Here is a 22,855-nt window from a genome sequence, read left to right on the forward strand (position 1 = left end):
AGAGTCCGACGTTGCAGGCTTCTGCACAGGCCCATGTCGGGGTCTTCGACCACCGACCTACAAATACACCCATCGGGCTTTAACGGTTGCGGCTGTTGCCGTAGGTCGGCACTCGCAGAGTCCGACGTTTGTGCGCTTCGGCAAAGGCCCATGTCGGGGTCTTCGACCACCGACCTACAAATACGTCTATCGGGCTTTAACGGTTGCGGCTGTTGCCGTAGGTCGGCACTCGCAGAGTCCGACGTTTGTGCGCTTCGGCACTCGCAGAGTCCGATGTTTCAGGTTTCTGCACAGCCCCACGTCGGGGTCTTCGACCACCGACCTACAAATACGCCCATCGGGCTTTAACGGTTGCGGCTGTTGCCGTCGGTCGTCACTCGCAGAGTCCGACGTTGCCCGCTTCGGCACAGGCCCCTTGTCGGGGTCTTCGAGCACCGACCTACAAATACGCCCAGCGGGCTTTAACGGTTGCGGCTGATGCCGTAGGTTGGCACTCGCAGAGTCCGACGTTTGCCCGCTTCGGCACAGGCCCTTGTCGGGGTCTTCGACCACCGACCTACAAATACGCCTATCGGGCAATAACGGTTGCGGCTGTTGCCGTAGGTCGGCACTCGAAGAGTCCGACGTTGCAGGCTTCGGCACAGGCCCTTGTCGGGGTCTTCGACCACCGACCTACAAATACACCCATCGGGCAATAACGGTTACGGCTGTTGCCGTAGGTCGGCACTCGCAGAGTCCGACGTTTGCCCGCTTCGGCACAGACCCCTTGTCGGGGTCTTCGACCACCGACCTACAAATACGCCCATCGGGCTTTATCGGTTGCGGCTGTTTCCGTAGATGGGCACTCGCAGAGTCCGACGTTGCAGGCTTCGGCACAGGCCCTTGTCGGGGTCTTCGACCACCGACCTACAAATACGCCCAGCGGGCTTTAACGGTTGCGGCTGTTGCCGTAGGTCGGTACTCGCAGAGTCCGACGTTGCAGGCTTCTGCACAGCCCCACGTCGGGGTCTTCGACCACCGACCTACAAATACGCCCATCGGGCAATAACGGTTGCGGCTGTTGCCGTAGGTCGGCACTCGCAGAGCCCGACGTTTGTGCGCTTCGGCACAGGCCCCTTGTCGGTGTTGAAGCCGCCGACCTACAACAGCCCAAACAGCAACTCTTGACCAGCCTGCTCTGAGGCATAACGCGACAGACTCTCCCAGAACTCGCCTTGTCCCTTGGTGTCCATCCAGCGGTCGCCATCGAATTTGTAGTGGAAGCCACCACAGCGGGCTGCCAACCAAACCTCGTGCAAAGGCTTTTGCAAATTGACCACGATCTGGCTGCGGTTCGGGAAGGTGAGCGTGATCATGCCCCCCACACGCTGGTTGTCGACGTCAGCATCCGTGTCGTCGTTCAGGCGGTCGCAACTCGTCTCGATGCTCGCCAACAGGCGCTCCGCGTGGTCCAGAAATTCAAGGTCGGTCATTACAATCGCTGCATGTTGAAGGTAACCAAGATTCTAGTCACGTCACTTGCCCTTGCTGGAGGTACGGCTGTATTGAGCGCTTGCGGTCAAAAGGGACCGCTGCTCATGCCCAGCACCCCCGAATCGGTGGGGCGTGCCACCTTGGTTGAAACTCTTAACCCCTGGCACACCAAACCTGCAGCATCGACCGCGCAGCCAATCCGACCGGCACAGCCTGTGCTGCAGCCGGCAGAACAAACCCCTGCAGACCCCACAGACTTGCCCGGCATTACGCCTCGGGCCCCTTGACAGGCACGACCAGCCCCTCTGTCCGCCACCCGTTTTTCCTTTAGATTGCACATATGAACACCCCCACCAACGCCACCTTGCCCGGCCAACCCCACATCGCCTATTCGGGCGATCAGCTGCATGTGGAAGGCGTGCGCCTGTCTGAGCTGGCCCGTGAACACGGCACGCCCTTGTTCGTCTACTCCAAGGCAGCCATGCTCTCGGCCCTGGCCGCCTACCAACGCGGCTTTGCCGGGCGCCAGGCGCAAATTTGTTACGCCATGAAGGCCAACTCCAGCCTGGCCATCCTGCAGTTGTTTGCCGAGGCCGGTTGCGGCTTTGACATCGTGTCGGGCGGCGAGCTGGCCCGCGTGCTGGCAGCCGGTGGCGACCCCGCCAAGGTGATTTTTTCCGGTGTGGGCAAGACCCGCGCTGAAATGAAACAAGCCCTGCAAGTGGGCATTGCTTGCTTCAATGTTGAAAGCGAAGCCGAACTCGATGTGCTGAGCGACGTGGCCGTGGGCTTGGGGAAAAAGGCCCCGGTCAGCTTGCGCGTCAACCCCAATGTGGACCCCAAGACCCATCCCTACATCTCCACAGGCCTCAAAGGCAACAAATTCGGCATCGCCCACGAAGATGCGCTACGCGCTTACCAACACGCGGCCAGCCTGCCGGGCCTGAAGGTGGTGGGCATTGACTGCCACATTGGCTCGCAAATCACCGACAGCACCCCCTATCTGGACGCCATGGACCGCGTGCTGGACTTGGTGGCCGATGTCGAAGCGGCGGGCATCCCCATCCACCACATCGACTTTGGCGGTGGCCTAGGCATCAACTACAACGGCGACACCCCGCCCGAGGCCGATGCGCTATGGGCGCAGCTGCTGGCCAAGCTGGATGCCCGCGGCTACGGCCAGCGCCAACTCATGGTCGAGCCCGGCCGCTCACTGGTGGGCAACGCGGGCGTGTGCCTGACCGAGGTGCTGTACCTCAAACCCGGCGAGCAAAAGAACTTCTGCATCATCGACGCCGCCATGAACGACCTGCCGCGACCGGCCATGTACCAGGCTTTCCACCAGATCGTGCCCGTGCAACCCCGCTCAGGTGATGGTGTGGTGTATGACGTGGTCGGCCCCGTGTGCGAAAGCGGCGACTGGATCGGCCGCGACCGACAGTTGTTGGTACAGGCCGGTGATGTTCTCGCTGTGCTGTCGGCAGGCGCTTACTGCATGAGCATGGCCAGCAACTACAACACCCGTGGCCGCGCCGCCGAAATCCTGGTGGACGGCACAAAGGCCCACCTGATTCGCCAGCGCGAATCGGCGTTTGACACCTTTGCGCTGGAGCAGCTGGTCTGAGGCCCAGATGTCGGACTCTGCGAGTACCGACCTACCCACTCAATGCGCATTGACTTCGCACACAGCCTGCCCCGTCACACAGCAGATCGTGATGGGCAGACAAGCATTCATAGATACTGAAAGCTAAACCATTGTCAAATAACAAGATTTTCAAAAATCAAAAGGTTTTCATTCATAGATGCATCAGACCATAAACTACCGACGCAAGCCTCGCCAGACCCGCCACCCCAGCAAACCGGCCAGAACACCCGCATACACCAAGACCTCGGCAAAGTCCTGTTTGCCCGCGCGCATCCACCAAAAGTGCAGCACGGCCAGCACGGCCACCGCATAAACACCCCGGTGCAGCATTTGCCAGCGCCTGCCGCCCAGCCAACGCACGGCCCGGTTGAAAGAGGTGGCGGCCAGCGCCAGCAAGATCACAAAGGCACTGAAACCCAACCAGATGAAGGGGCGCTTGAAGAGGTCTTGCAGCGTGTCGGCCAGGTCAAAGCCCATGTCAAACCAGGCGTAGCACAGCAGGTGCACGCTGGCATAAGCAAACACCAGCAAACCCAGCATGCGCCGAAATCGCAGTAGTTCGGGCCAGCCCAGCCAGGTGCGCAAAGGGCTCACGGCCAGCACCACGCACAGGCTGCGCAGTGTCCAGTCGCCCGTGGCGCGGATCAGGGCTTCGGCCGGATTGGCCCCCAACTGGTCTTGCAGCGTCTGCAACACCAGCCAGGCCAGGGGCAGCAGCCCCAGCGAGAGCAGCGCCCACCAGGCCGCAGGGTGACGCAGTGCAGCCCTCACGGTCATCAGAAAAATTTCTTCAAATCCATGCCGGCGTAGAGCTGCCCGACCTGCGGCTCATAGCCATTGAACATGAGCGTCTTGCGTTTTTTAGCCAGCAGGCCGTCTTCGCCAATGCGGCGTTCGGTGGCCTGGCTCCAGCGAGGGTGATCCACCAGCGGGTTCACGTTGGAATAAAACCCGTACTCTTGCGGCGCGGCTTTCTCCCAGGAAGACAGGGGCTGCTTGTCCACAAAGCGGATTTTGACCAGGCTCTTGGCGCTTTTGAAACCATATTTCCAGGGCACCACCAGGCGCAAAGGCGCGCCGTTTTGCTTGGGCATGATTTCGCCATACATGCCAAACGCCAGCAAGCTCAAAGGGTGCATGGCCTCGTCCATGCGCAAGCCTTCCACATAAGGCCAGTCCAGCGCCCCGCCGCGCACACCGCGCATGGTCTTGGGGTCAGCCTGGGTCACAAACTCCACAAACTTGGCCCCCGGCTGGGGCTCCACCCGACGGATCAAGTCCGACAGCGAATACCCGATCCAGGGAATCACCATGGACCAGCCTTCCACGCAGCGCAGGCGGTAAATGCGCTCTTGCATATCGCCCCACTTCATCAGGTCTTCCAGGGCGTAGCGCCCTGGCTTTTTCACCAAGCCTTCAATCTCCACGGTCCAAGGCTGGGTGCTCAGGGTGTGAGCGTATTTGGCCGGGTCTGCCTTGTCGGTGCCAAATTCATAAAAATTGTTGTACGTGGTGGCGTCTTTGTAGGTCGTGGGCTTGTCCATCGTCATGGCGCCGGGCAAATTGGAAGGCACAAACGGCAAGGCCACCCCGCCCCCACCCGCACGGGCACCCTGCGCCCAGGCGCTGCGCTCGGCCCAGGCGGTCAAAGACAGCCCGGCAGAGCCTGCTGCCATGCGGCGCAACACGTCACGCCGCGATTGGTACACCTGCACGGGGGTGATCTCGCTGGACACGGGATGCACAAAAGCTTTGTCAGATGAAAAAATCAGCATGAGCACCTCTTGGGAATAAACAAGCATTGGATTGTCAAGGTTTTAAACACCTTATGCTGCCCCGCCCCATACCCAACGTATCGGAACCCGGGTATCCCCCCTTTTGTGCGCCCCGTCGCGCAAGACCTGCGGTCCAACAGGCAAGCGTGCACTATCTCACCCAAAGCGTCATGTTGTTAATTTGATAAGATACTTTTATTTTCGCTAATTTCACTAAATATGACAAGCCAAGCGATCATTGAAGTGGTCGACGACAACGAAGACATCCGGCAGATGCTGAGCATGGTGCTGGATGCGCACGGCTTCAGGGTGCGTACCCACTGTGGCGGCCATGAATACCTGAGCGCACATCGCTCCTGCGGCCCCAGAGTGATGCTGCTGGACATTCGAATGCCCAAAATGAACGGCATCGAATTGCATGCCAACATGCGTCAGGCGGGCGATGACATCCCGGTGATTTTCATGAGCGGCGAAAGCCTGCCCCATGAAACCTTGGCCGCGCAGGAAACAGGGGCCATCGCCTTCATGTGGAAACCCTTTCGCACCGAGCAAATGCTCAAAGCCATTGCTCAGGGTCTGGAGACCTTCCAGTCAGCCTGAAATCAGCCATTCAACGCCAGAATCTGTGCGCTCCACAATTCAGATCAATCGGACCTTGACGGTTTTGCCCTTGATCTTGCCACTCGACAGCTGAGCCTCGACCTTTTTGGCCAGCGCGGCCTGAACAGCGACATAGGTCGAAAACTCGTTCACATTGATCTTGCCGACCTGCTCGCGGGTCAGGCCGCATTCGCAGGCCAGCGCGCCCATCACGTCACCCGCGCGAATTTTTTCCTTGCGACCACCGACGATCTGCAGGGTGCGCATGGGTGGCTGCAGTGGCCCGCCTGTTGCAGGCGTCAACCCCGACAACGGTGCCCAGGTGGACTCGCGGCCTTGCATCAGCTCGATCTTGCCGACCGAGCCCATCTCGTCCATGCTGGCCAGCGTCAGGGCCAGGCCTTCGGCATCGCCCCGGCCCGTGCGGCCAATGCGGTGGATGTGAATTTCGGGGTCGGGCGTCACGTCCACGTTGATCACGGCTTCCAGGCCTTCCACATCCAGCCCGCGTGAGGCCACATCGGTGGCCACCAACACCGAACAGCTGCGGTTGGCAAACTGCACCAGCACCTGGTCGCGCTCGCGCTGCTCCAGCTCGCCAAACAGCGCCAGCGCGCTGTAGCCCTGTGCCTGCAGCACCGCCACCAAGTCGCGGCACTGCTGCTTGGTGTTGCAAAACGCGAGCGTGCGCTCAGGCCGGAAATGCGCCAGCAGCTTGGAAACTGCATCGAGGCGCTGGTTCTCGTTCACCTCGTAAAACACTTGCCGGATCTTGTGAGCGCTGTGCTGCGCCTGGACCTTCACGGTCTGCGGCGAGCGCATGAACTGCGCGGCCAGCTTGGCAATGCCTTCGGGGTAAGTGGCCGAAAACAGCAAGGTCTGGCGGTCTTTGGCGCACTGGCGCACCACTTTGGCGATGTCGTCGAAAAAGCCCATGTCCAGCATGCGGTCGGCTTCGTCGAGCACCAGTGTCCTCACCTCAGCCAAACTCAGCGAGCCGCGCTCCAGGTGGTCCAGAATGCGGCCGGGCGTGCCCACCACCACATCGGCACCATGCTCCAGGCTCACCGTCTGGCCGCGCAGGGCCACGCCGCCACACAGGGTGACGACTTTCACATTTTGGCGGGCGCGGGCCAGGCGGCGGATTTCTTGGGTGACTTGGTCGGCCAACTCACGGGTGGGGCACAGCACCACTGCCTGCACAGGGGCACTGGGCGAGCCTGCGCTTTGCAGCCGCTCCATCAGAGGCAGGCCAAAGGCGGCGGTTTTGCCGCTGCCCGTGCTGGCTTGGGCGATCAGGTCTTGCCCGGCCAGCGTGAGCGGCAGGCTGGCCGCCTGGATGGGCGTCATCTGGGTGTAGCCCAGTTGTTCGAGGTTTTGGAGCGTAGCGGGGGGCAGGTCGAACTGGTCAAAGCGAGAGGTCATCGGGACAAGTGGCGCGGCGGGGGATGTTGCAGTCATGTGGGGATTATCGTTGGCATGCTCAGCCAAGGCGGGCCAAATTGCTTTTGTAGCGGCGCTTCGGGCAAATGTCGGACTCTTCGAGTGCCGACCTACGAGGGGACTACCGTTTGTTGAGCGTCGTCCCCCCCAGACAGGTCGGGGTGAATGTTTGTGGGTCGGTGGTCAAAGACGCCGACATGACGATACATGGCCACTGGGCCATGCTGAGGGTGTAAAGAATTCAAGCGCTCATGCGCATGGGAATCGTGATGGGGCCGTCGTTGACGAGGGCGACTTTCATGTCGGCGGCGAAGCGGCCGGTTTGCACCAAGTGGTGGGCTTTTTGGGCTTGGGCCACAAAGTGCTCATAAAGCCGACGGCCCTCTTCGGGCGCTGCGGCCTGGGTGAAACTGGGGCGGTTACCACCGGCCACATCGGCGGCCAATGTGAATTGGCTGACCACCAGCAGGCCGCCGCCCACATCCTGCACGCTGCGGTTCATCTTGCCTGCCTCGTCGCTGAAAATGCGCAGCTTGAGCATCTTGGCCAGCATCTTGTCGGACACCGCGTCGGTATCACCTTTTTCGGCACACAGCAGCACGAGCAAGCCTGCGCCGATCTGACCGATCACTTCCCCGTCCACGCGCACGCAGGCTTCGCTCACGCGCTGCAGTACCGCGATCATTTCAAGACACCGTCAGTGCACATGAGCGGACAAACGAAGCGCATCAAGCCAGATGGACCTTGGCAAACTTGCGCTTGCCCACTTGCACGACGTAAGTACCGGCTTCGAGTTTGAGGCCTTTGTCGCTGACCACGCTCGAATCCACGCGCACGCCACCACCGTCGACCAGACGACCCGCCTCGGTGGTCGACGGGGCCAGGCCCGCTGCCTTGAGCAGGGCACCAATACCCATGGGGGCACCCGACAGGGTCACCTCAGGGATGTCGTCGGGCACGCCGCCCTTGCTGCGGTTGATGAAATCCTGCTCGGCGGCGTCTGCGGCAGCAGCACTGTGAAAGCGCGCGGTGATCTCCTTGGCCAGCATGACTTTGGCGTCCTTGGGGTTGCGACCGCCTTCGACCTCTTTTTTGAGCGCCTCGATGTCTGCCATGGACTTGAAGGACAGCAAGGTGTACCAGCGCCACATGAGCGTGTCCGAAATGCTCAGCACCTTGGCGAACATGCTGTTGGGCTCTTCTGCAATGCCGATGTAGTTGTTCTTGGACTTGGACATTTTGTCCACGCCGTCCAGCCCTTCCAGCAAGGGCATGGTCAAGATGCACTGCTGATCCTGACCATATTCCGCCTGCAGGTGGCGGCCCATGAGCAGGTTGAATTTCTGGTCGGTGCCACCGAGCTCCAGGTCACTGTTCAGCGCCACCGAGTCATAGCCCTGCATGAGCGGGTACAAAAATTCGTGCACGCTGATGGGCGTGCCTGCCTTGAAACGGTCATGGAAGTCATTGCGCTCCATCATGCGGGCCACGGTGTACTTGGCGGCCAGCTGAATCATGCCCATGGAGCCCAGGGGCAAGCTCCATTCGCTGTTGTAGCGGATCTCGGTTTTAGACGGGTCCAGCACCAGGCTGGCCTGCTTGTAATAGGTTTCGGCGTTGAGCTTGATCTGCTCGGGCGTGAGTGGCGGGCGGGTGCTGTTGCGGCCTGAGGGGTCGCCGATCAGGCTGGTGAAGTCGCCAATCAAAAAGATGACTTGGTGCCCCAGGTCCTGCAGCTGGCGCATCTTGTTGAGCACCACCGTGTGGCCAATGTGGATGTCGGGGGCGGTCGGGTCCAGACCCAGCTTGATGCGCAAAGGCACACCGGTGACTTCGGATTTGGCCAGCTTTTGCAGCCAGTCCTCTTTGGGGATCAGCTCTTCGCACCCCCTCAAAGTGACCTCCAAAGCATTCAAAGTTCTGTCTGTGACGGGGTATTTTGTAACAAGCGCTTGATTCATAAGGGTTTTTTCTGAGGTCAAATGGGTGTGGGCCCTTAAAATCGGCCTTTTAGAAAGTCGCTCATTTTAGAGTCGGCATTCTCCCCTTTGCTGCTGAGCACAGATTGCTGGTCGATTTGTGTCACAAATTTTCAAAAAAATGTCGTTTTTCACTTCCCTTCGCCAGCAGGTCTCCTCTGCGAGCCTGAGCAGTTTGCAAAGGTTCAGCCACCTCTTAGGCCGAACACTCCACAGCATTCAAAAAGGCCTGGCTTGGCTCGATGGCCAGCACCCACATCTGGCCAAGTTCAGCCAGCCCGTCGTGCGCTTGCTGACTCGCCATCCCAAAACCATCAGCATCAGCTTGGCTTCGGTCCTGCTGGCAGGCGGTGGTGGCGCGTTTGCCATTGTCAATCTGGGCCCCGACATCGCTGACCAACCCGTGGTCACAGTGACCACCCCTATCGAGATTCCGCAGCTTCAAGCCCAAGCCGCCGTTTTGGACCTTTCACAGTTGCGTTTGACGCGCACCGACACCACCCGCTCAGCTGACACACCAGAAAGCCTGTTGCGTCGCCTCGGCTTGGTCGATGCACAAGCGGCTGCTTTTTTGCGCAGCAACCCGCTGGCCAGACTGGCTTTGCAGCAAGCCGGACGCTCGGTATCCGCTGAGTTAACCGGCGAGCAGTTGCTCAGCGAATTGAACGTGCGATGGCTCAAAAGCGAAAACGATACTTTTTTCCAGCGCATGAAGGTTCAGCGTACAGCCCAGGGACTGCAAGCCTCACTTGAAACATCGCCCATGAACACCAGCATCCGCATGACGGGTGGCACGGTGGCCAGCTCCTTGTATGACGCTGCGGACGAGGCACGTTTGCCCGATTCCGTCATCAGCCAATTGACCCAGATTTTCTCCAACCAAATCGACTTTCACCGCACCTTGCGCAAGGGCGCTCGCTTTTCCGTGATTTATGAAGTGCTGGAAGCCGATGGCGAGCCCTTGCGTACAGGGCGTGTATTGAGTGCCGAGTTCAACAACGACAACAAGACCTATGAAGCGGTCTGGTTTCAAGAACCCGGCCAAAAGGGCAATTACTACAGCTTGGACGGCAAGAGTCTGAGCCGCGCCTACCTCGCATCACCGGTGGCTTTTTCACGCAAAACAAGCGGCTTCAGCATGCGTTTGCATCCCATCTTCCAGACCATGCAGGCGCATCGCGGCGTGGACTACGCGGCACCTACTGGCACACCAGCCCAAACCGTAGGAGATGGCGTGGTGGAGTTTGCAGGGGTTCAGGGCGGCTTTGGCAACATGGTGATTGTTCGCCATGGCAACAACCACACCACGGTGTACGCACACCTCAGCCGCATACAGGTTCGCAAGGGCCAGACTGTGCAAAAAGGCCAGGTGGTGGGTGCAGTGGGGTCCACCGGCTGGTCAACCGGGCCACACCTGCACTTTGAATTTCGGGTCAATGGCGTTCACGTTGATCCACAAAAAATCATCCAGCAAGCGCAAAGTTCGCCCATCAGCCCTGCGGCCATGGCCAAGTTCAATGTTCTGGTGGGCCAGACCCGAAGTCAGCTACAGGCAGCCGCGCAAATGCGCGAAATCAACATTCAGTGAAAAAGGGGCCGCAAGGCCCTTTTTCAATGGCCTGCCGGATTTTGATACCCTTGGATGGGTCCCCTGCAATCGCCTGCTTTTGAACCCCTTGACGCTTTTCTCCGCATGACCTCCTCTCACTACATTGGCCTGATGTCAGGCACTTCTCTGGACGGCGTGGACGGCGTGCTCGCGCGCTTGGACGAACACGGTCGCATTCAGGTGCTTGACCATGCATTTGAACCGTTTGACGCCTCTTTTCGTGCTGCCTTGCTCCAACTGAACCAGCGCGGCGACGACGAGCTGCACCTCGGTGCCCTGGCAGGCAACCAGATTGCCCGGCATTACGCGCAGGTGGTGCACGTCTTGCTGAACAAAAGCGCCTTGACATCTGAGCACATCACGGCCATTGGTGCACACGGCCAGACTGTGCGACATCGCCCTCTGGAATTCGACGCCAACCCCGCCCTGCACCAGGCGGCGGTGGGCTACACGCTGCAGCTGAACAACCCCTCTTTGCTGGCGGAACTCACAGGCATCGATGTGGTGGCGGATTTTCGCAGCCGCGACCTGGCTGCAGGCGGCCAAGGTGCCCCGCTGGTGCCCGCCTTCCACCACGGCCTGTTTGCTCAGCCCGATGCCTGCGTGGCTGTGCTCAACATTGGCGGCATCTCCAACCTGAGCGTGTTGTCACCCGACGGGGACGTTTTGGGCTGGGATTGCGGGCCGGGCAATGCCTTGATGGATTACTGGTGCAACACGCATACGGGCCAGGCTTTTGACCGCAATGGTGCCTGGGCCGCTTCAGGCCAGCGCGACCCGGAGTTGCTCTACAGCCTGTATCAAGAGCCCTTCCTTCACAGGCAACCGCCCAAAAGCACTGGGCGAGATCTTTTCAATCCGGTCTGGCTAGCACAGCACCTGCAGCCATTTCCTGATGTGTCTGCTGTCGATGTGCAAGCCACGCTTTGCACCTTCACGGCACTGGCCTGTAGCCAGGACATTTTGCACTTTGCACCCGAAGCACGCACCCTGATCGTGTGCGGCGGCGGTGCCTTGAACGGCCAATTGATGCGGGAGTTGTCAGAACATTTGCCTGGTGTGGACGTGGTCAACAGTGAACACCATGGGCTGCCGCCCCTGCAGGTCGAAGCCGCCGCCTTTGCCTGGCTGGCCTTCAAGACGATGCGCCGGGAAACTTCGAGCCTGCCAAACGTCACGGGCGCCAGAGGCGCCCGTGTTTTGGGGGCCATTTACCCCCGTTGATGCTCTTCGAGTTTTGCTCGCCGACTTATCCGATCAAGCCGAGAAGGACGAACCGCAACCGCAAGTGGATGTGGCATTGGGGTTCTTGATCACGAACTGCGCGCCTTGCAGGTCTTCTTTGTAATCGATCTCGGCCCCAATCAGGTACTGGTAGCTCATGGCGTCGATCAGCAAGGACACACCGTTTTTGCTCATGGTGGTGTCGTCTTCATTGGTGATTTCATCGAAGGTGAAACCATACTGAAAGCCCGAGCAGCCGCCGCCCTGGACGAATACGCGCAGCTTCAGATCCGGGTTGCCCTCTTCGGCGATCAGGTCGGCCACTTTGGCGGCAGCGCTGTCGGTGAAGACAATCGGTGCGGGCATTTCGGTCTGGATATTTTCAGCAACAGCGCTCATGGTGTTTCTCCGGTTCAATTCCAAATAGTATAGCGCGCTTGTCGGGAATTACCGCTCAAGAACCCCTCAGTAACGTTACAGGGCTCATGGGCTTTTGAGTCCTCTCAGGCCATGAAAAAAGCCGCCACAGCGAACCGGGGCGGCTTTTGGCAAAAACAAAAAGCGGATTAACGCTTCGAGAATTGCTTGCGGCGACGAGCGGAGTGCAAGCCGACCTTTTTACGTTCGACTTCACGGGCGTCGCGAGTGACGAAACCAGCTTGGCTCAGCATAGGCTTGAGCGATGCGTCGTAGTCAATCAGGGCGCGGGTGATGCCGTGGCGCGATGCACCGGCTTGACCGGATTCGCCACCGCCGTGCACGTTGATCATGATGTCGAAAGTTTCGGCATGGTTGGTCAACATGAGGGGTTGCTTGGCGATCATGATCGAAGTCTCGCGGCCAAAATAGGCTTGGATGTCCTTGCCATTGACCGTGATCTTGCCAGTGCCTTTTTTCAGAAACACGCGGGCGACGCTGGATTTGCGACGGCCTGTGCCATTGTTCCATTCACCAATCATCTCAAGGCTCCTTAGATGTCCAGCACTTTAGGCTGTTGGGCGGTGTGTGGGTGCTCTGCGCCGCCATACACCTTGAGTTTCTTGATCATGGCGTAACCGAGTGGGCCCTTGGGCAGCATGCCCTTGACAGCCTTCTCGAGTGCGCGGCCAGGGTGCTTGGCTTGCATGTCGCGGAAGTTGGTGGCAGTGATACCGCCGGGATAGCCCGAGTGACGGTAATACACTTTGTCCAGTGTCTTGGTGCCAGTCACTTTGAGCTGGGCAGCATTGATGATGACGATGAAGTCACCGGTGTCGACGTGAGGCGTGTAAATGGCCTTGTGTTTGCCGCGCAAACGGAGAGCAACTTCGCTGGCTACTCGTCCGAGGACCTTGTCGGTCGCGTCAATCACAAACCACTCGTGCACGACCTCAGCGGGTTTTGCGCTGAAAGTTGTTGTCATGAGTTTTTTCTTTGAAAGAAAGGTTTGTCGGGTCCTTTTCCACGGTCGGTGCTCCTCTGTTGGGAGCCTCTTAGGTGGGAATTTGCCAGCTTTTTGATGGGCTGAGCTTCTTCGCCGCGGGACCACAAAAATCGCTGCGAAGCCCATCATTATACGAAAAATCAAGGACTTGCAGGTGTAATTGGTTACCATCGACGCATGTTCAGTTATAGACACGCCTTCCATGCGGGCAACCATGCGGATGTGCTCAAGCACATCACGCTGCTCGCCACCATGCGCCACCTCATGCAAAAAGAGGCTGGCATTACATTGATCGACACCCATTCAGGGGCTGGCCTGTACCGGCTGGACGGCGATTACTCCCAAAAAGGCGCCGAGGCTGAAGACGGTCTGTTCAAACTGCTGGCTGCCCTCGAAAAGCTGGACAGCATCCCCGAGCCCATTGAAGACTATCTGGAACAAATCTCCAGCTTCAATCCCAACGGACAAGCTCGCATTTACCCTGGATCGCCTTTTTTGATGCAGCGCCTCATGCGCCATGAGTCGCGTGACCGCCTGCGGCTGTTTGAGCTTCACCCCACAGACAGCAAATCACTGATGTCCAACATCGCCCAACTCGATGCTGGCCGCAGCATCACCGTCAGCCGAGAAGACGGCTTTGAGGCCCTCAAGAAACTTTTGCCCCCCCCGGCATCGGCAACAGGCTCAAAGCGGGCCATGGTGTTGATAGACCCCAGCTATGAGATCAAATCAGATTACAGCAAGGTCGCCAGCGTCATCCAGGACTACCTCAAGCGCTTTTCGACCGGCACGTATCTGGTTTGGTACCCGATCATCCCGCGCCCAGAAGCGCACGAACTGCCACGCCGCCTGCGCACCCTGTCCAATCAGGCTCAAAAACCCTGGCTTAACGCCACACTGGCCATTGGCCGTGGCCCCGGCGACGAGGGCGGCCTAGTGGCCAGCGGCATGTTCGTGATCAACCCGCCCTTCACCCTGAAAGACCAAATCCGCAAGGCACTGGATGTGGTGGGCCCCGCCTTGGCACGCGGCACAGGAAAGAGCTGGCAAGTGGAATCTTCTTGAGCGTTGGGCGTTGAGCGTTGGGCGTTGGGCGTTGGGCGGAGAACGCTGAACGCTATTGATCCAGCCCTGTTAAGTCTGCAGGGTGACTTCAACCTTGCACCCTGTGGGAGCTAGCCCTGCTGGCGATCAGACGCTTGCGGTCCACAGACTTTTCGCTTGGCTCGCAAGCTCCCACAAAATATTCCCAACTGGTAACACACGGCTCAGAATTCATCGGGCCAAAACCATATGCAGTGACGGCCCAAAAAATTCAAACTTCAGCGAGCCGGATCACTATGCTCAGGGGTGCTTACGGACTCAAGGGAGGGACTCAGGGAAAATCCTGAGGCGATGGGCAAAAATTAACCGACCGGCCGGTCGGTTAATTGCTATACTACGGCCAGCGCCACAATCATTCCATCTGTCCGGCGCGGGAGAAGCCCATGTACACGCAATCCTTTAGCGTTTCCGATCAGGACGACGCAAAGTCCGCAGGCCTTAAGGCCGTCCCCAAGCAAGCGAGCGCCAGTGAACAAGCGCTGCAAGCCCAATTTGATGAGCGCATCGACGCCGACGGCCGCATTGAGCCGCGCGAGTGGATGCCAGACGCCTACCGCAAGACGCTGGTGCGCCAGATCAGTCAACACGCCCACAGTGAAATTGTCGGCATGCTGCCCGAAGGCAACTGGATCAGCCGCGCCCCCAGCCTCAAACGCAAAGCCATTCTGATTGCCAAAGTGCAAGACGAAGCCGGCCACGGGCTCTATTTGTACAGCGCCGCAGAAACTTTGGGCACCAGCCGCGACCAGATGCTCGACGCCCTGCACACCGGCAAAGCCAAGTACAGCTCCATCTTCAACTACCCCACCCTCAACTGGGCCGATATGGGCGTGGTCGGCTGGCTGGTCGATGGCGCGGCCATCATGAACCAAATCCCGCTGTGCCGCTGCTCGTATGGCCCGTATGCCCGTGCCATGGTGCGCGTGTGCAAAGAAGAAAGCTTCCACCAGCGCCAGGGCTACGAAGCGCTGCTGGTCATGATGCAAGGCACGGCCGAACAAAAAGCCATGGTGCAAGACGCGGTCAACCGCTGGTGGTGGAAGTGCCTGGCCATGTTCGGGCCACCCGACGCCGACAGCCCCAACAGCGCATTAGGCATGCGCTGGGGTATCAAGCGCATCAGCAACGACGACCTGCGTCAGAAATTTGTCGATGCCACTGTGCCGCAAGCCAAGGTGCTGGGCGTGACATTACCCGACCCCGACCTGAAGTGGAATGAGGCGCGTCAAGCCCATGACTATGGCCAGATCGACTGGGACGAATTCTGGGCCACCGTGAATGGCAACGGCCCCTGCAACAAGGAACGCTTGGGTGCGCGCGTCAAGGCCTGGAACGACGGCACTTGGGTGCGCGAAGCAGCCATTGCCCACGCCAAGAAACAACAAACGCGTCAACTGAAGGAAGCAGCATGAACACAACGGCCAACACCCCCGCACTCAAGGAATGGCCCCTTTGGGAAGTCTTTGTCCGCTCCAAGCAAGGCCTGGAACACAAGCACTGCGGCAGCCTGCACGCCTCTGACGCACAACACGCACTGCAAATGGCGCGGGACGTCTATACCCGCCGCCAGGAAGGCGTGAGCATCTGGGTGGTGCCCTCGGCCACCATTTCGGCGAGCGAGCCCAATGACAAAGGCGAGTTCTTCGAGCCCGCCAGCGACAAGGTTTACCGCCACCCCACCTTCTACCAAATCCCCGACGAAGTCGGACACATGTGATTCATGTCCGTCGTTCAGCGCTCAGCGTTGAGCGTTGAGCGTCATGCACCAGACTCGTCCAATATGAACACACTCCACACTCCACACTCCACACTCAATGCCCCGGTCGACTACCTGCTTCACCTCGCAGACAACGCCCTGATCCTCGGTCAGCGCAATGCCGAATGGTGCGGCCACGGCCCCATCCTCGAAGAAGACATCGCGCTGTCCAACAACAGCCTTGACCTGATCGGCCAAGCCCGCATGCTGTATCAGCACGCCGCCGCGCAAATCGGCAACGGTGCGACCGAGGACACGCTGGCCTACTTCCGCGACGTGCCAGACTTTAGAAACTACACGCTGTGCGAGCTGCCCCACATGCCACTCATGTCGGCCACCGCGCAAGGCGACCGCGACTTTGCCATGACCATCGTGCGCAACTTCCTCTACAGCAGCCTGATGGTGCTGGTGTGGGATCAGCTGCAAGCGTCCAAGGACGCACAACTGGCCGCGATTGCCGCCAAGTCGCTCAAAGAAGTGCGCTACCACTTGCGCCACTCACGCGACTGGCTGGTACGCTTGGGCGACGGCACCGAACGGTCGCACGCCAAGGCACAAACCGCGATCGACCAACTGCTGCCCTACACACAGGAATTCTGGAGCGCCAGCCCGCAAGAAGCAGCGGCACAGGCCAACGGCACCGGCATTGACATGACCGCCTTGCAAGCCAACTGGAACCAGATCGTGGACGAGGCCCTGACGCAAGCCACACTGCAGCGCCCTGCCGCAGGCGGCTTTGTGACCACCGGCAAGCAAGGCATCCACTCGGAACACCTGGGTTTTGTGCTGGCCGAAATGCAAACCCTGGCGCGCCAGCACCCCGGCGCCACTTGGTAAAACCACTGGGCCACCATGACCACACCAACCCTCACAGCCAGCGCAGCACAACAGCCACTGGATCGCCGCGCTTCGCCCGCGATGACGGAGACTTCTTCGCTCGCGATGACGGAGATTGAGCAACGCGCCTGGGCCCTGATCGAACACCTGAGCGACCCGGAAATTCCCGTGGTCTCTCTGCGCGAGTTGGGCATATTGCGCGACGTGCGCGAAGGTGCCCAAGGACTGGAAGTGGTCATCACCCCCACCTACAGCGGTTGTCCCGCCATGGGCCAGATCGAAGACGACGTGAAAGCCGCACTGTCTGCAGGCGGCTTGCAAGCCACGGTGGTCACCCAACTGGCCCCCGCCTGGACGACCGACTGGATGACCGAAGCGGCCAAAGACAAGCTGCGGGCCTATGGCATTGCACCACCACACGCCTGCGCCAGCGCGCCGTCGGGTGGGGCCAACGTGGTGCAGTTCGCGGCACGCGGGACCAAAACCGAAGTGGTCCACTGCCCGCAATGCGGCTCGGCCAACACCACCGAAACCTCCCATTTCGGCTCCACCGCCTGCAAGGCCCTGTACAGGTGCCTGGACTGCATGGAACCGTTCGACTACTTCAAACCCTACTGAACCGAAAAAAGAGCGAACCATCATGCGCTTTCATGACCTGACAGTTTCACGCGTCACACCCGAAGCCGCTGGCTCCGTGGCCATCACCTTGGCCGTGCCCTCCGAGCTGCGTACGCAGTTCGACTTCCAGCCTGGCCAGTTTCTCACCGTACGCGCCACCATAGGCGACGCGGATGTGCGCCGCAGCTATTCCATCAGTTCGGCCCGCAGCCAACTGCATCAAGGCGAGTTGGAGCTGGGTATTCGCCCGGTCGAAGGCGGCGTGTTTTCCAACTGGGCCGCTACGCAACTGAAAGCAGGCGACACCCTGCGCGTGATGCCGCCCGATGGGCGCTTCACCGTGCAAAAACAGCGCGCCATCCACCGCGTGGGATTTGCTGCCGGTTCAGGCATCACACCGATTTTGTCGATCCTGGCCACCACGCTCGAAGAACAGCCCGACTCCAAATTCACCTTGGTCTATGGCAATCGCCGCATGGACAGTGTCATGTTCAATGAAGCGCTGCAAGACCTCAAGGACCGCTACCCCTCACGCCTCACGCTGATCCACATCCTCTCACGCCAGGCGCAAGAGGTGCCGCTGCTCGAAGGCCGCATCGACGCCGCCAAAGTGCGCGCCATCATCGACGCCTTTCTGCCCGTGGGCAGCATGGACGAAGTCTTCATCTGCGGCCCTGAAGCCATGATCGAAGAAACCGAGAAGACCTTGCTCGATGCTGGCGTCAAGGCCGAGCGCATCCGCACCGAACGCTTCACCTCGCCCACGCTTGAAGCCCTGAGCCCCGAGCAGCGCAGCCAGGCCGTGCTGGGTCACAAGGCGACCCGCGACGGCGGTGAAGTGCAACTCACCGTGGTGCTCGACGGCAAGCCTTACGACATGCCGATGAACAAGAACGAGAAAATCCTCGACATCGCGCTGGCCATGGGCCTGGACCTGCCCTACTCCTGCAAAGGCGGCGTGTGCTGCACCTGCCGCTGCAAAGTGACCGAAGGCACGACCGTGATGGACAAAAACTTCACCCTCGAAAAGCCCGAAGTCGATCAAGGCTTCGTGCTGTCCTGCCAAGCCCGCCCCACCAGCGGCCGCGTGGTGGTGAGCTTCGACGAACGCTGAAGCCCTTCTCGGAAGTCTCAACTTGAAGGAGCCCCGCCCCGGACGATGGTGCTTGCGTACAAGCCAAATCGCGGCGAGGGCGCCGCTCCTACTTGCAAGCCCATGGAAACCTGTAGGAGCGCCGCCGCCAGGGCAATGACCTTGCGCTTGATGTCGGCGCTATATTGATCCGGCCCTGTGAAGTTTGCGGGGTGACTTCAATCTTGCTCCTTGTGGGAGCTAGCCCTGCTGGCGATCAGACGCTTGTGAACCACTGGCTTTTCGCTTGGCTGGAAGCTCCCACAAAATCCTCCCAACTGGCAACACACGGTTCAGACTTCATGGGGCCGAATCCATAAGTCGGCGCAAAATTTCGGTGGTCGCCGCACTCTGGTTCATGGTGTAAAAATGAATGGCGGGTACGCCGCCGTTGATGAGCTGCTCGCACAAGTCACTCACCACATCCAGGCCAAAGGCCTTGATGGACTCGATGTCATCGCCATAGCCCTGCAAACGCAACCTGATCCAGCGCGGGATTTCGGCACCACAAGCGTCGGAAAAACGCAGCAACTGCGACGAGCTGGTAATCGGCATGATGCCCGGCACCACGGGCACGTCCACACCGAGCTTGTAGGCGTCGTCTACAAAGCGGAAGTAGGCATCGCTGTTGTAAAAATATTGTGTGATGGCTGAGTTGGCACCGGCCTTGACCTTGGTGGCAAAAGCCTGCAAGTCGGCTTCGGGCGACTTGGCCTGCGGGTGAATCTCGGGGTATGCCGCCACTTCGATATGAAAGTCGTCACCGGTCTCGGTGCGGATGAAACTCACCAGATCACTGGCGTAATGGAACTCGCCACCCGCCCCGTAGCCGCTGGGCAAATCACCGCGCAAAGCCACCAGGCGCTTAACGCCCATGGCCTTGAGCGTGGCCAGCTCTTCGCGCACCGAAGCCTTGGTCGCGCCAATGCACGAGAAGTGCGAAGCAGCTGCAACACCCTCGCTCAGGATGGCACTCACTGTCGAGAACGTGCCTTCTTGCGTAGACCCGCCTGCCCCATAAGTGACCGAGCAAAACTCAGGCTTCAGGGCGTACAGTTTCTCGCGCACACCGCGCAGTTTTTCAGCGCCTTCGGGCGTTTTGGGAGGAAAAAATTCCAGGCTGATGGGCAGTTTCAAACCAGACATCACAACACCTTCAAACATTCAATAGTCATTGGCCTTGGCATAGGCCTTGGCGGCCAGATCGGCCTCGTGTTCAACCCGCCGCTTTTCACGCGCAGGCAAAACTGCCGCCGGGTCAGGCCAGCAGGCCAGCACAAAAAATTCGTGATTGCCGTCACCGCCCGCAATCGGGCTGTCCAGCCATGCAGTGACCTGCATGCCCAACTCGGTCAAAGCCGTGCGCACACGGTTTTCGATGAACGGGAAATGGGTGTCGTCTTTCACGATGCCGCCCTTGCCCACTTGGCCTGGCTGAAGCTCAAACTGGGGTTTGACCAGCATCAGCAATTGGCCCGTGGGTTTGAGCAGATGCACCACACCGGGCAAGACCAGCGTGAGCGAAATGAACGACACATCGCCCACCATCACATCAAAGCCATCCAGCGCATCCGGAATGCGTTCATCGCCAGGCTCCAGCTCGCGGGCGTTCACACCCTCAATGCAAACCACGCGCTCGTCCTCACGAATGCGCGGGTGCACTTGGGCATGGCCCACGTCAATGCCCACCACCTCGGCCGCGCCGTGCTGCAGCAAGCAGTCGGTGAAACCGCCAGTGCTTTGACCCACATCCAGGCAACGCAAGCCATCGACCTGAACGCCTGTGGCCTTCAAAGCGCCTTCGAGCTTGAGCCCGCCGCGCGAGACATAGCGCGACTCGGCATCGTCCAGCAACTCCAGGGCTGCGCTTTCGGGCACCTCGTCGCGGTTTTTGACGACGGTGCGCCAAGTGCCGTCGGGCTGCTGCCACTTCACACCCCCAGCAATCAGTCGCTGGGCTTGAGAGCGAGAAGCGGCCAAGCCACGTTCGACGAGAAGTTGGTCAATGCGCATGCGGTGGGGTTTCAATCAAACAATGGTGGGAGGGATCAGCAGGCGATGGTGGCGCGACGAACATGTCGGGGCTAAAGCCACCGACCTACGGAGCTGCATCTGTAGGTCGGCGGCTTCAGCCCCGACGTGACGTCGCAAAAACACCACGAAGGCTGAACCCCTCAACCCACTTTGCGCATCAATAGCGGTAAGTGTTGGCCTTGTAAGGACCGTTTTTCGACACACCGATGTAAGCGGCTTGCTCATCGCTGAGTTCGGTCAGCATCGCACCGACCTTTTTCAGGTGCAGGCGGGCCACTTTTTCATCGAGGTGCTTGGGCAACACATAGACCTTGCCGGACTCGTAATGGTCTTGCTTGGTGAACAACTCGATCTGCGCAATCGTCTGGTTGGCAAACGAGGAAGACATCACGAAGCTGGGGTGGCCCGTGGCACAACCCAGGTTCACCAAACGGCCTTTGGCCAGCAGGGTGATCTTCTTGCCATCGGGGAAGATGATGTGGTCGACCTGGGGCTTGATCTCGTCCCACTGGCACTTGTCCAGCGAAGCGACATCGATTTCGTTGTCGAAGTGACCGATGTTGCAGACGATGGCTTCGTCTTTCATGGCGGCCATGTGCTCGTAGCGGATCACGTTCTTGTTGCCGGTGGCGGACACGAAGATGTCGCACTTGTCAGCGGCGTATTCCATGGTCACGACTTTGTAGCCTTCCATCGCGGCTTGCAGTGCGTTGATCGGGTCAATCTCGGTCACCCAGACTTGGGCGCTCAAAGCGCGCAAGGCTTGGGCCGAGCCCTTGCCCACGTCGCCGTAACCGGCCACACAAGCGACTTTGCCCGCGATCATCACGTCGGTGGCGCGCTTGATCGAATCGACCAAGGATTCGCGGCAGCCGTACAGGTTGTCAAACTTGCTCTTGGTCACCGAGTCGTTCACGTTGATGGCGCGGAACATCAGGCTGCCCTTGGCGGCCATCTCGTTCAGGCGCAGCACGCCGGTGGTGGTTTCTTCGGTCACGCCGATGATGTGCGCGCCCTTGCGGCTGTACCAGGTGGGGTCCACAGCCAGCTTGGCCTTGATGGCGTTGAAGAGGCAGGTCTCTTCTTCGCTGGTGGGGTTGGCGATCAAGGAAGCGTCGGTTTCGGCGCGCTTGCCCAAATGCATGAGCAAGGTGGCGTCGCCGCCGTCGTCCAGAATCATGTTGGGGCCTTCGCCTTCGGAGCCAGCGGGGCCAAAGTCAAAAATACGGTGGGTGTAGTCCCAGTAATCGGCCAGGGTCTCGCCCTTGATGGCGAACACAGGCGTACCCTTGGCAGCAATCGCGGCAGCGGCGTGGTCTTGGGTCGAGAAGATGTTGCAAGAAGCCCAACGCACATCGGCACCCAAGGCTTGCAGGGTCTCGATCAGCACGGCCGTCTGAATGGTCATGTGCAGCGAGCCGGTGATGCGAGCGCCCTTCAAGGGTTGAGCTGCGTTGAACTCTTCGCGGATGGCCATCAGGCCGGGCATTTCGGTCTCGGCGATTTTGATTTCTTTGCGGCCCCAATCGGCCAAGCCGATGTCGGCAATCACGCAATCAGCGTTGACGGTGGAAGGCATACGTGCATTCATGAGAAAAGCTCCAAAGCAATGTGAAAAGGCCACACGCGTGGATGAAAGCACTGAATGGAAGTTACAGGCTCACCGCACGTCGAGTGGATGAGCGTCGTTGCTGTTTGAAGGTTCCGAGCCTCACGCCTGCTGCCAGCTTTGGGGCTGGTGGGCGCTGCAACGCTCCTCGGAATGGGCGTGATTCTAACTCATCCGATTTTTCGCCGGTGACTGGGGCAATCAGGGGCTGATCGCTTGCAGGGCAAGCTCCTACAGGGGAATGAATCTGCTGGTGCTCTTGAGTTTGTAGGAGCCAGCCTGCTGGCGATGAGGGGTAGCGAAGGCTCATCGCTTGCAGGGCAAGCTCCTACAGGGGAATGGATCTGCTGCGGCTGTTGAATTTGTAGGAGCCAGCCTGCTGGCGATGGGGCGAAGGCTTATCGCTTGCAGGGTAAGCTCCTACGAGGGGACATGGGTTTGTAGGAGCCAGCCTGCTGGCGATGGGGCGAAGGCTTATCGCTTGCAGGGCAAGCTCCTACAGGGGACATGTGTGTAGGAGCCAGCCTGCTGGCGATAAGGTCGGCGAGGCACCGCTTGATCGCCTCGGGACCTTGTCCTACGATCTGCGCAGGG

At 59.7% G+C, this 22,855-nt stretch carries 23 protein-coding genes and 1 riboswitch; of the genes, 11 read left to right on the top strand and 12 right to left on the bottom strand.

Annotated features, from left to right (window positions below; translation table 11 throughout):
• Positions 1 to 1,139 precede the first annotated feature (1,139 nt).
• Positions 1,140 to 1,472 carry an iron donor protein CyaY gene (gene cyaY, locus H663_RS35335; RefSeq protein WP_053172289.1) on the bottom strand — a complete coding sequence of 111 codons (333 nt, stop codon included), beginning with the start codon at positions 1,470 to 1,472 and terminating at the stop codon, positions 1,140 to 1,142.
• Between the two features lie 12 nt (positions 1,473 to 1,484).
• Here cyaY and lptM point away from each other — a divergent pair, with 12 nt between their 5' ends.
• Both lptM and lysA read left to right on the top strand, forming a co-directional pair.
• Entirely contained in the window at positions 1,485 to 1,760 is a 276-nt protein-coding gene (gene lptM / locus H663_RS42230; RefSeq protein ID WP_240620542.1) for an LPS translocon maturation chaperone LptM, read from the top strand.
• 53 nt (positions 1,761 to 1,813) lie between these two features.
• Positions 1,814 to 3,097 carry a diaminopimelate decarboxylase gene (lysA, locus tag H663_RS35345; protein ID WP_053172291.1) on the top strand — a complete coding sequence of 428 codons (1,284 nt, stop codon included), beginning with the start codon at positions 1,814 to 1,816 and terminating at the stop codon, positions 3,095 to 3,097.
• 195 nt (positions 3,098 to 3,292) lie between these two features.
• Here the strand turns inward: lysA and H663_RS35350 are convergent, their stop codons facing one another.
• Both H663_RS35350 and msrP read right to left on the bottom strand, forming a co-directional pair.
• Positions 3,293 to 3,889, bottom strand: coding sequence for a protein-methionine-sulfoxide reductase heme-binding subunit MsrQ (locus tag H663_RS35350; RefSeq protein ID WP_053173511.1), 597 nt, complete (start codon positions 3,887 to 3,889; stop codon positions 3,293 to 3,295).
• 5 nt (positions 3,890 to 3,894) lie between these two features.
• Complete coding sequence (gene msrP / locus H663_RS35355; RefSeq protein ID WP_053173512.1) at positions 3,895 to 4,893, bottom strand: protein-methionine-sulfoxide reductase catalytic subunit MsrP; 999 nt, start codon at positions 4,891 to 4,893, stop codon at positions 3,895 to 3,897.
• 219 nt (positions 4,894 to 5,112) lie between these two features.
• Here msrP and H663_RS35360 point away from each other — a divergent pair, with 219 nt between their 5' ends.
• Entirely contained in the window at positions 5,113 to 5,493 is a 381-nt protein-coding gene (locus tag H663_RS35360) for a response regulator transcription factor (RefSeq protein WP_053172293.1), read from the top strand.
• Between the two features lie 39 nt (positions 5,494 to 5,532).
• Here H663_RS35360 and dbpA read toward each other — a convergent pair whose 3' ends face one another.
• The 3 genes from dbpA to tyrS form a co-directional block, all read right to left on the bottom strand.
• A complete protein-coding gene (gene dbpA / locus H663_RS35365; protein ID WP_240620543.1) occupies positions 5,533 to 6,918 on the bottom strand; it encodes an ATP-dependent RNA helicase DbpA in 1,386 nt (461 codons plus the stop codon).
• Positions 6,919 to 7,177: 259 nt separating this feature from the next.
• Positions 7,178 to 7,621 (bottom strand): D-aminoacyl-tRNA deacylase, encoded by a 444-nt coding sequence (gene dtd, locus H663_RS35370; RefSeq protein ID WP_053172295.1) that lies wholly within the window; start codon positions 7,619 to 7,621, stop codon positions 7,178 to 7,180.
• Between the two features lie 43 nt (positions 7,622 to 7,664).
• Complete coding sequence (tyrS, locus tag H663_RS35375; RefSeq protein ID WP_053172297.1) at positions 7,665 to 8,897, bottom strand: tyrosine--tRNA ligase; 1,233 nt, start codon at positions 8,895 to 8,897, stop codon at positions 7,665 to 7,667.
• Positions 8,898 to 9,036: 139 nt separating this feature from the next.
• Between tyrS and H663_RS35380 the strand changes: the two genes are divergently transcribed.
• Positions 9,037 to 10,503 (top strand): M23 family metallopeptidase, encoded by a 1,467-nt coding sequence (locus H663_RS35380; protein WP_053172299.1) that lies wholly within the window; start codon positions 9,037 to 9,039, stop codon positions 10,501 to 10,503.
• A 105-nt stretch (positions 10,504 to 10,608) separates the two neighbouring features.
• Positions 10,609 to 11,748, top strand: coding sequence for an anhydro-N-acetylmuramic acid kinase (locus tag H663_RS35385; RefSeq protein ID WP_053173516.1), 1,140 nt, complete (start codon positions 10,609 to 10,611; stop codon positions 11,746 to 11,748).
• A 33-nt stretch (positions 11,749 to 11,781) separates the two neighbouring features.
• On the opposite strand, the gene erpA is transcribed toward H663_RS35385, so the two are convergent.
• From erpA to rplM, 3 genes are all read right to left on the bottom strand, one after another.
• Positions 11,782 to 12,147: an iron-sulfur cluster insertion protein ErpA gene (erpA, locus tag H663_RS35390; protein WP_053172302.1), complete on the bottom strand. Its 366-nt coding sequence runs from the start codon at positions 12,145 to 12,147 to the stop codon at positions 11,782 to 11,784.
• Positions 12,148 to 12,314: 167 nt separating this feature from the next.
• Positions 12,315 to 12,707 (bottom strand): 30S ribosomal protein S9, encoded by a 393-nt coding sequence (gene rpsI / locus H663_RS35395; RefSeq protein WP_053172304.1) that lies wholly within the window; start codon positions 12,705 to 12,707, stop codon positions 12,315 to 12,317.
• Between the two features lie 11 nt (positions 12,708 to 12,718).
• Positions 12,719 to 13,150 (bottom strand): 50S ribosomal protein L13, encoded by a 432-nt coding sequence (gene rplM, locus H663_RS35400; protein ID WP_053172306.1) that lies wholly within the window; start codon positions 13,148 to 13,150, stop codon positions 12,719 to 12,721.
• 198 nt (positions 13,151 to 13,348) lie between these two features.
• Here rplM and H663_RS35405 point away from each other — a divergent pair, with 198 nt between their 5' ends.
• The 6 genes from H663_RS35405 (at position 13,349) to paaE (ending at position 18,600) form a co-directional block, all read left to right on the top strand.
• Positions 13,349 to 14,236 carry a 23S rRNA (adenine(2030)-N(6))-methyltransferase RlmJ gene (locus H663_RS35405; RefSeq protein WP_053172308.1) on the top strand — a complete coding sequence of 296 codons (888 nt, stop codon included), beginning with the start codon at positions 13,349 to 13,351 and terminating at the stop codon, positions 14,234 to 14,236.
• 422 nt (positions 14,237 to 14,658) lie between these two features.
• On the top strand, positions 14,659 to 15,687 hold the full coding sequence (gene paaA / locus H663_RS35410) for a 1,2-phenylacetyl-CoA epoxidase subunit PaaA (protein ID WP_053172309.1): 1,029 nt from the start codon (positions 14,659 to 14,661) through the stop codon (positions 15,685 to 15,687).
• A complete protein-coding gene (paaB, locus tag H663_RS35415) occupies positions 15,684 to 15,992 on the top strand; it encodes a 1,2-phenylacetyl-CoA epoxidase subunit PaaB (protein WP_053172311.1) in 309 nt (102 codons plus the stop codon). Before paaA ends, paaB begins: the two co-directional genes overlap by 4 nt.
• 63 nt (positions 15,993 to 16,055) lie before the next feature.
• Positions 16,056 to 16,868 carry a 1,2-phenylacetyl-CoA epoxidase subunit PaaC gene (gene paaC, locus H663_RS35420; protein ID WP_053172313.1) on the top strand — a complete coding sequence of 271 codons (813 nt, stop codon included), beginning with the start codon at positions 16,056 to 16,058 and terminating at the stop codon, positions 16,866 to 16,868.
• 81 nt (positions 16,869 to 16,949) lie between these two features.
• Positions 16,950 to 17,486, top strand: coding sequence for a 1,2-phenylacetyl-CoA epoxidase subunit PaaD (paaD, locus tag H663_RS35425; RefSeq protein WP_205872738.1), 537 nt, complete (start codon positions 16,950 to 16,952; stop codon positions 17,484 to 17,486).
• Between the two features lie 22 nt (positions 17,487 to 17,508).
• Positions 17,509 to 18,600: a 1,2-phenylacetyl-CoA epoxidase subunit PaaE gene (paaE, locus tag H663_RS35430; RefSeq protein ID WP_053172317.1), complete on the top strand. Its 1,092-nt coding sequence runs from the start codon at positions 17,509 to 17,511 to the stop codon at positions 18,598 to 18,600.
• A 318-nt stretch (positions 18,601 to 18,918) separates the two neighbouring features.
• Here the strand turns inward: paaE and metF are convergent, their stop codons facing one another.
• The 3 genes from metF to ahcY form a co-directional block, all read right to left on the bottom strand.
• A complete protein-coding gene (gene metF / locus H663_RS35435; protein WP_116695905.1) occupies positions 18,919 to 19,764 on the bottom strand; it encodes a methylenetetrahydrofolate reductase [NAD(P)H] in 846 nt (281 codons plus the stop codon).
• A gap of 18 nt (positions 19,765 to 19,782) precedes the next feature.
• The gene (locus H663_RS35440; protein WP_053172321.1) at positions 19,783 to 20,631 is read right to left on the bottom strand and encodes a TlyA family RNA methyltransferase; all 849 of its coding nucleotides are present in this window, start codon (positions 20,629 to 20,631) and stop codon (positions 19,783 to 19,785) included.
• 178 nt (positions 20,632 to 20,809) lie between these two features.
• Positions 20,810 to 22,243, bottom strand: coding sequence for an adenosylhomocysteinase (ahcY, locus tag H663_RS35445; RefSeq protein WP_053172323.1), 1,434 nt, complete (start codon positions 22,241 to 22,243; stop codon positions 20,810 to 20,812).
• An 82-nt stretch (positions 22,244 to 22,325) separates the two neighbouring features.
• Positions 22,326 to 22,417: riboswitch (S-adenosyl-L-homocysteine riboswitch) on the bottom strand.
• Positions 22,418 to 22,855 lie beyond the last annotated feature (438 nt).

Source organism: Limnohabitans planktonicus II-D5 (assembly GCF_001270065.2).
Taxonomy (GTDB): Bacteria; Pseudomonadota; Gammaproteobacteria; order Burkholderiales; family Burkholderiaceae_C; genus Limnohabitans_A; species Limnohabitans_A planktonicus.

Excerpts from the sequence above, each read along its gene's own strand:
- cyaY (WP_053172289.1), bottom strand. The coding sequence starts at position 1,472 with ATGACCGACCTTGAATTTCTGGACCACGCGGAGCGCCTGTTGGCGAGC.
- lptM (WP_240620542.1), top strand. The coding sequence starts at position 1,485 with ATGTTGAAGGTAACCAAGATTCTAGTCACGTCACTTGCCCTTGCTGGA.
- lysA (WP_053172291.1), top strand. The coding sequence starts at position 1,814 with ATGAACACCCCCACCAACGCCACCTTGCCCGGCCAACCCCACATCGCC.
- msrP (WP_053173512.1), bottom strand. The coding sequence starts at position 4,893 with ATGCTGATTTTTTCATCTGACAAAGCTTTTGTGCATCCCGTGTCCAGC.
- H663_RS35360 (WP_053172293.1), top strand. The coding sequence starts at position 5,113 with ATGACAAGCCAAGCGATCATTGAAGTGGTCGACGACAACGAAGACATC.
- dbpA (WP_240620543.1), bottom strand. The coding sequence starts at position 6,918 with ATGACCTCTCGCTTTGACCAGTTCGACCTGCCCCCCGCTACGCTCCAA.
- dtd (WP_053172295.1), bottom strand. The coding sequence starts at position 7,621 with ATGATCGCGGTACTGCAGCGCGTGAGCGAAGCCTGCGTGCGCGTGGAC.
- tyrS (WP_053172297.1), bottom strand. The coding sequence starts at position 8,897 with ATGAATCAAGCGCTTGTTACAAAATACCCCGTCACAGACAGAACTTTG.
- H663_RS35380 (WP_053172299.1), top strand. The coding sequence starts at position 9,037 with ATGTCGTTTTTCACTTCCCTTCGCCAGCAGGTCTCCTCTGCGAGCCTG.
- H663_RS35385 (WP_053173516.1), top strand. The coding sequence starts at position 10,609 with ATGACCTCCTCTCACTACATTGGCCTGATGTCAGGCACTTCTCTGGAC.
- erpA (WP_053172302.1), bottom strand. The coding sequence starts at position 12,147 with ATGAGCGCTGTTGCTGAAAATATCCAGACCGAAATGCCCGCACCGATT.
- rpsI (WP_053172304.1), bottom strand. The coding sequence starts at position 12,707 with ATGATTGGTGAATGGAACAATGGCACAGGCCGTCGCAAATCCAGCGTC.
- rplM (WP_053172306.1), bottom strand. The coding sequence starts at position 13,150 with ATGACAACAACTTTCAGCGCAAAACCCGCTGAGGTCGTGCACGAGTGG.
- H663_RS35405 (WP_053172308.1), top strand. The coding sequence starts at position 13,349 with ATGTTCAGTTATAGACACGCCTTCCATGCGGGCAACCATGCGGATGTG.
- paaA (WP_053172309.1), top strand. The coding sequence starts at position 14,659 with ATGTACACGCAATCCTTTAGCGTTTCCGATCAGGACGACGCAAAGTCC.
- paaB (WP_053172311.1), top strand. The coding sequence starts at position 15,684 with ATGAACACAACGGCCAACACCCCCGCACTCAAGGAATGGCCCCTTTGG.
- paaC (WP_053172313.1), top strand. The coding sequence starts at position 16,056 with ATGAACACACTCCACACTCCACACTCCACACTCAATGCCCCGGTCGAC.
- paaD (WP_205872738.1), top strand. The coding sequence starts at position 16,950 with ATGACGGAGACTTCTTCGCTCGCGATGACGGAGATTGAGCAACGCGCC.
- paaE (WP_053172317.1), top strand. The coding sequence starts at position 17,509 with ATGCGCTTTCATGACCTGACAGTTTCACGCGTCACACCCGAAGCCGCT.
- metF (WP_116695905.1), bottom strand. The coding sequence starts at position 19,764 with ATGTCTGGTTTGAAACTGCCCATCAGCCTGGAATTTTTTCCTCCCAAA.
- H663_RS35440 (WP_053172321.1), bottom strand. The coding sequence starts at position 20,631 with ATGCGCATTGACCAACTTCTCGTCGAACGTGGCTTGGCCGCTTCTCGC.
- ahcY (WP_053172323.1), bottom strand. The coding sequence starts at position 22,243 with ATGAATGCACGTATGCCTTCCACCGTCAACGCTGATTGCGTGATTGCC.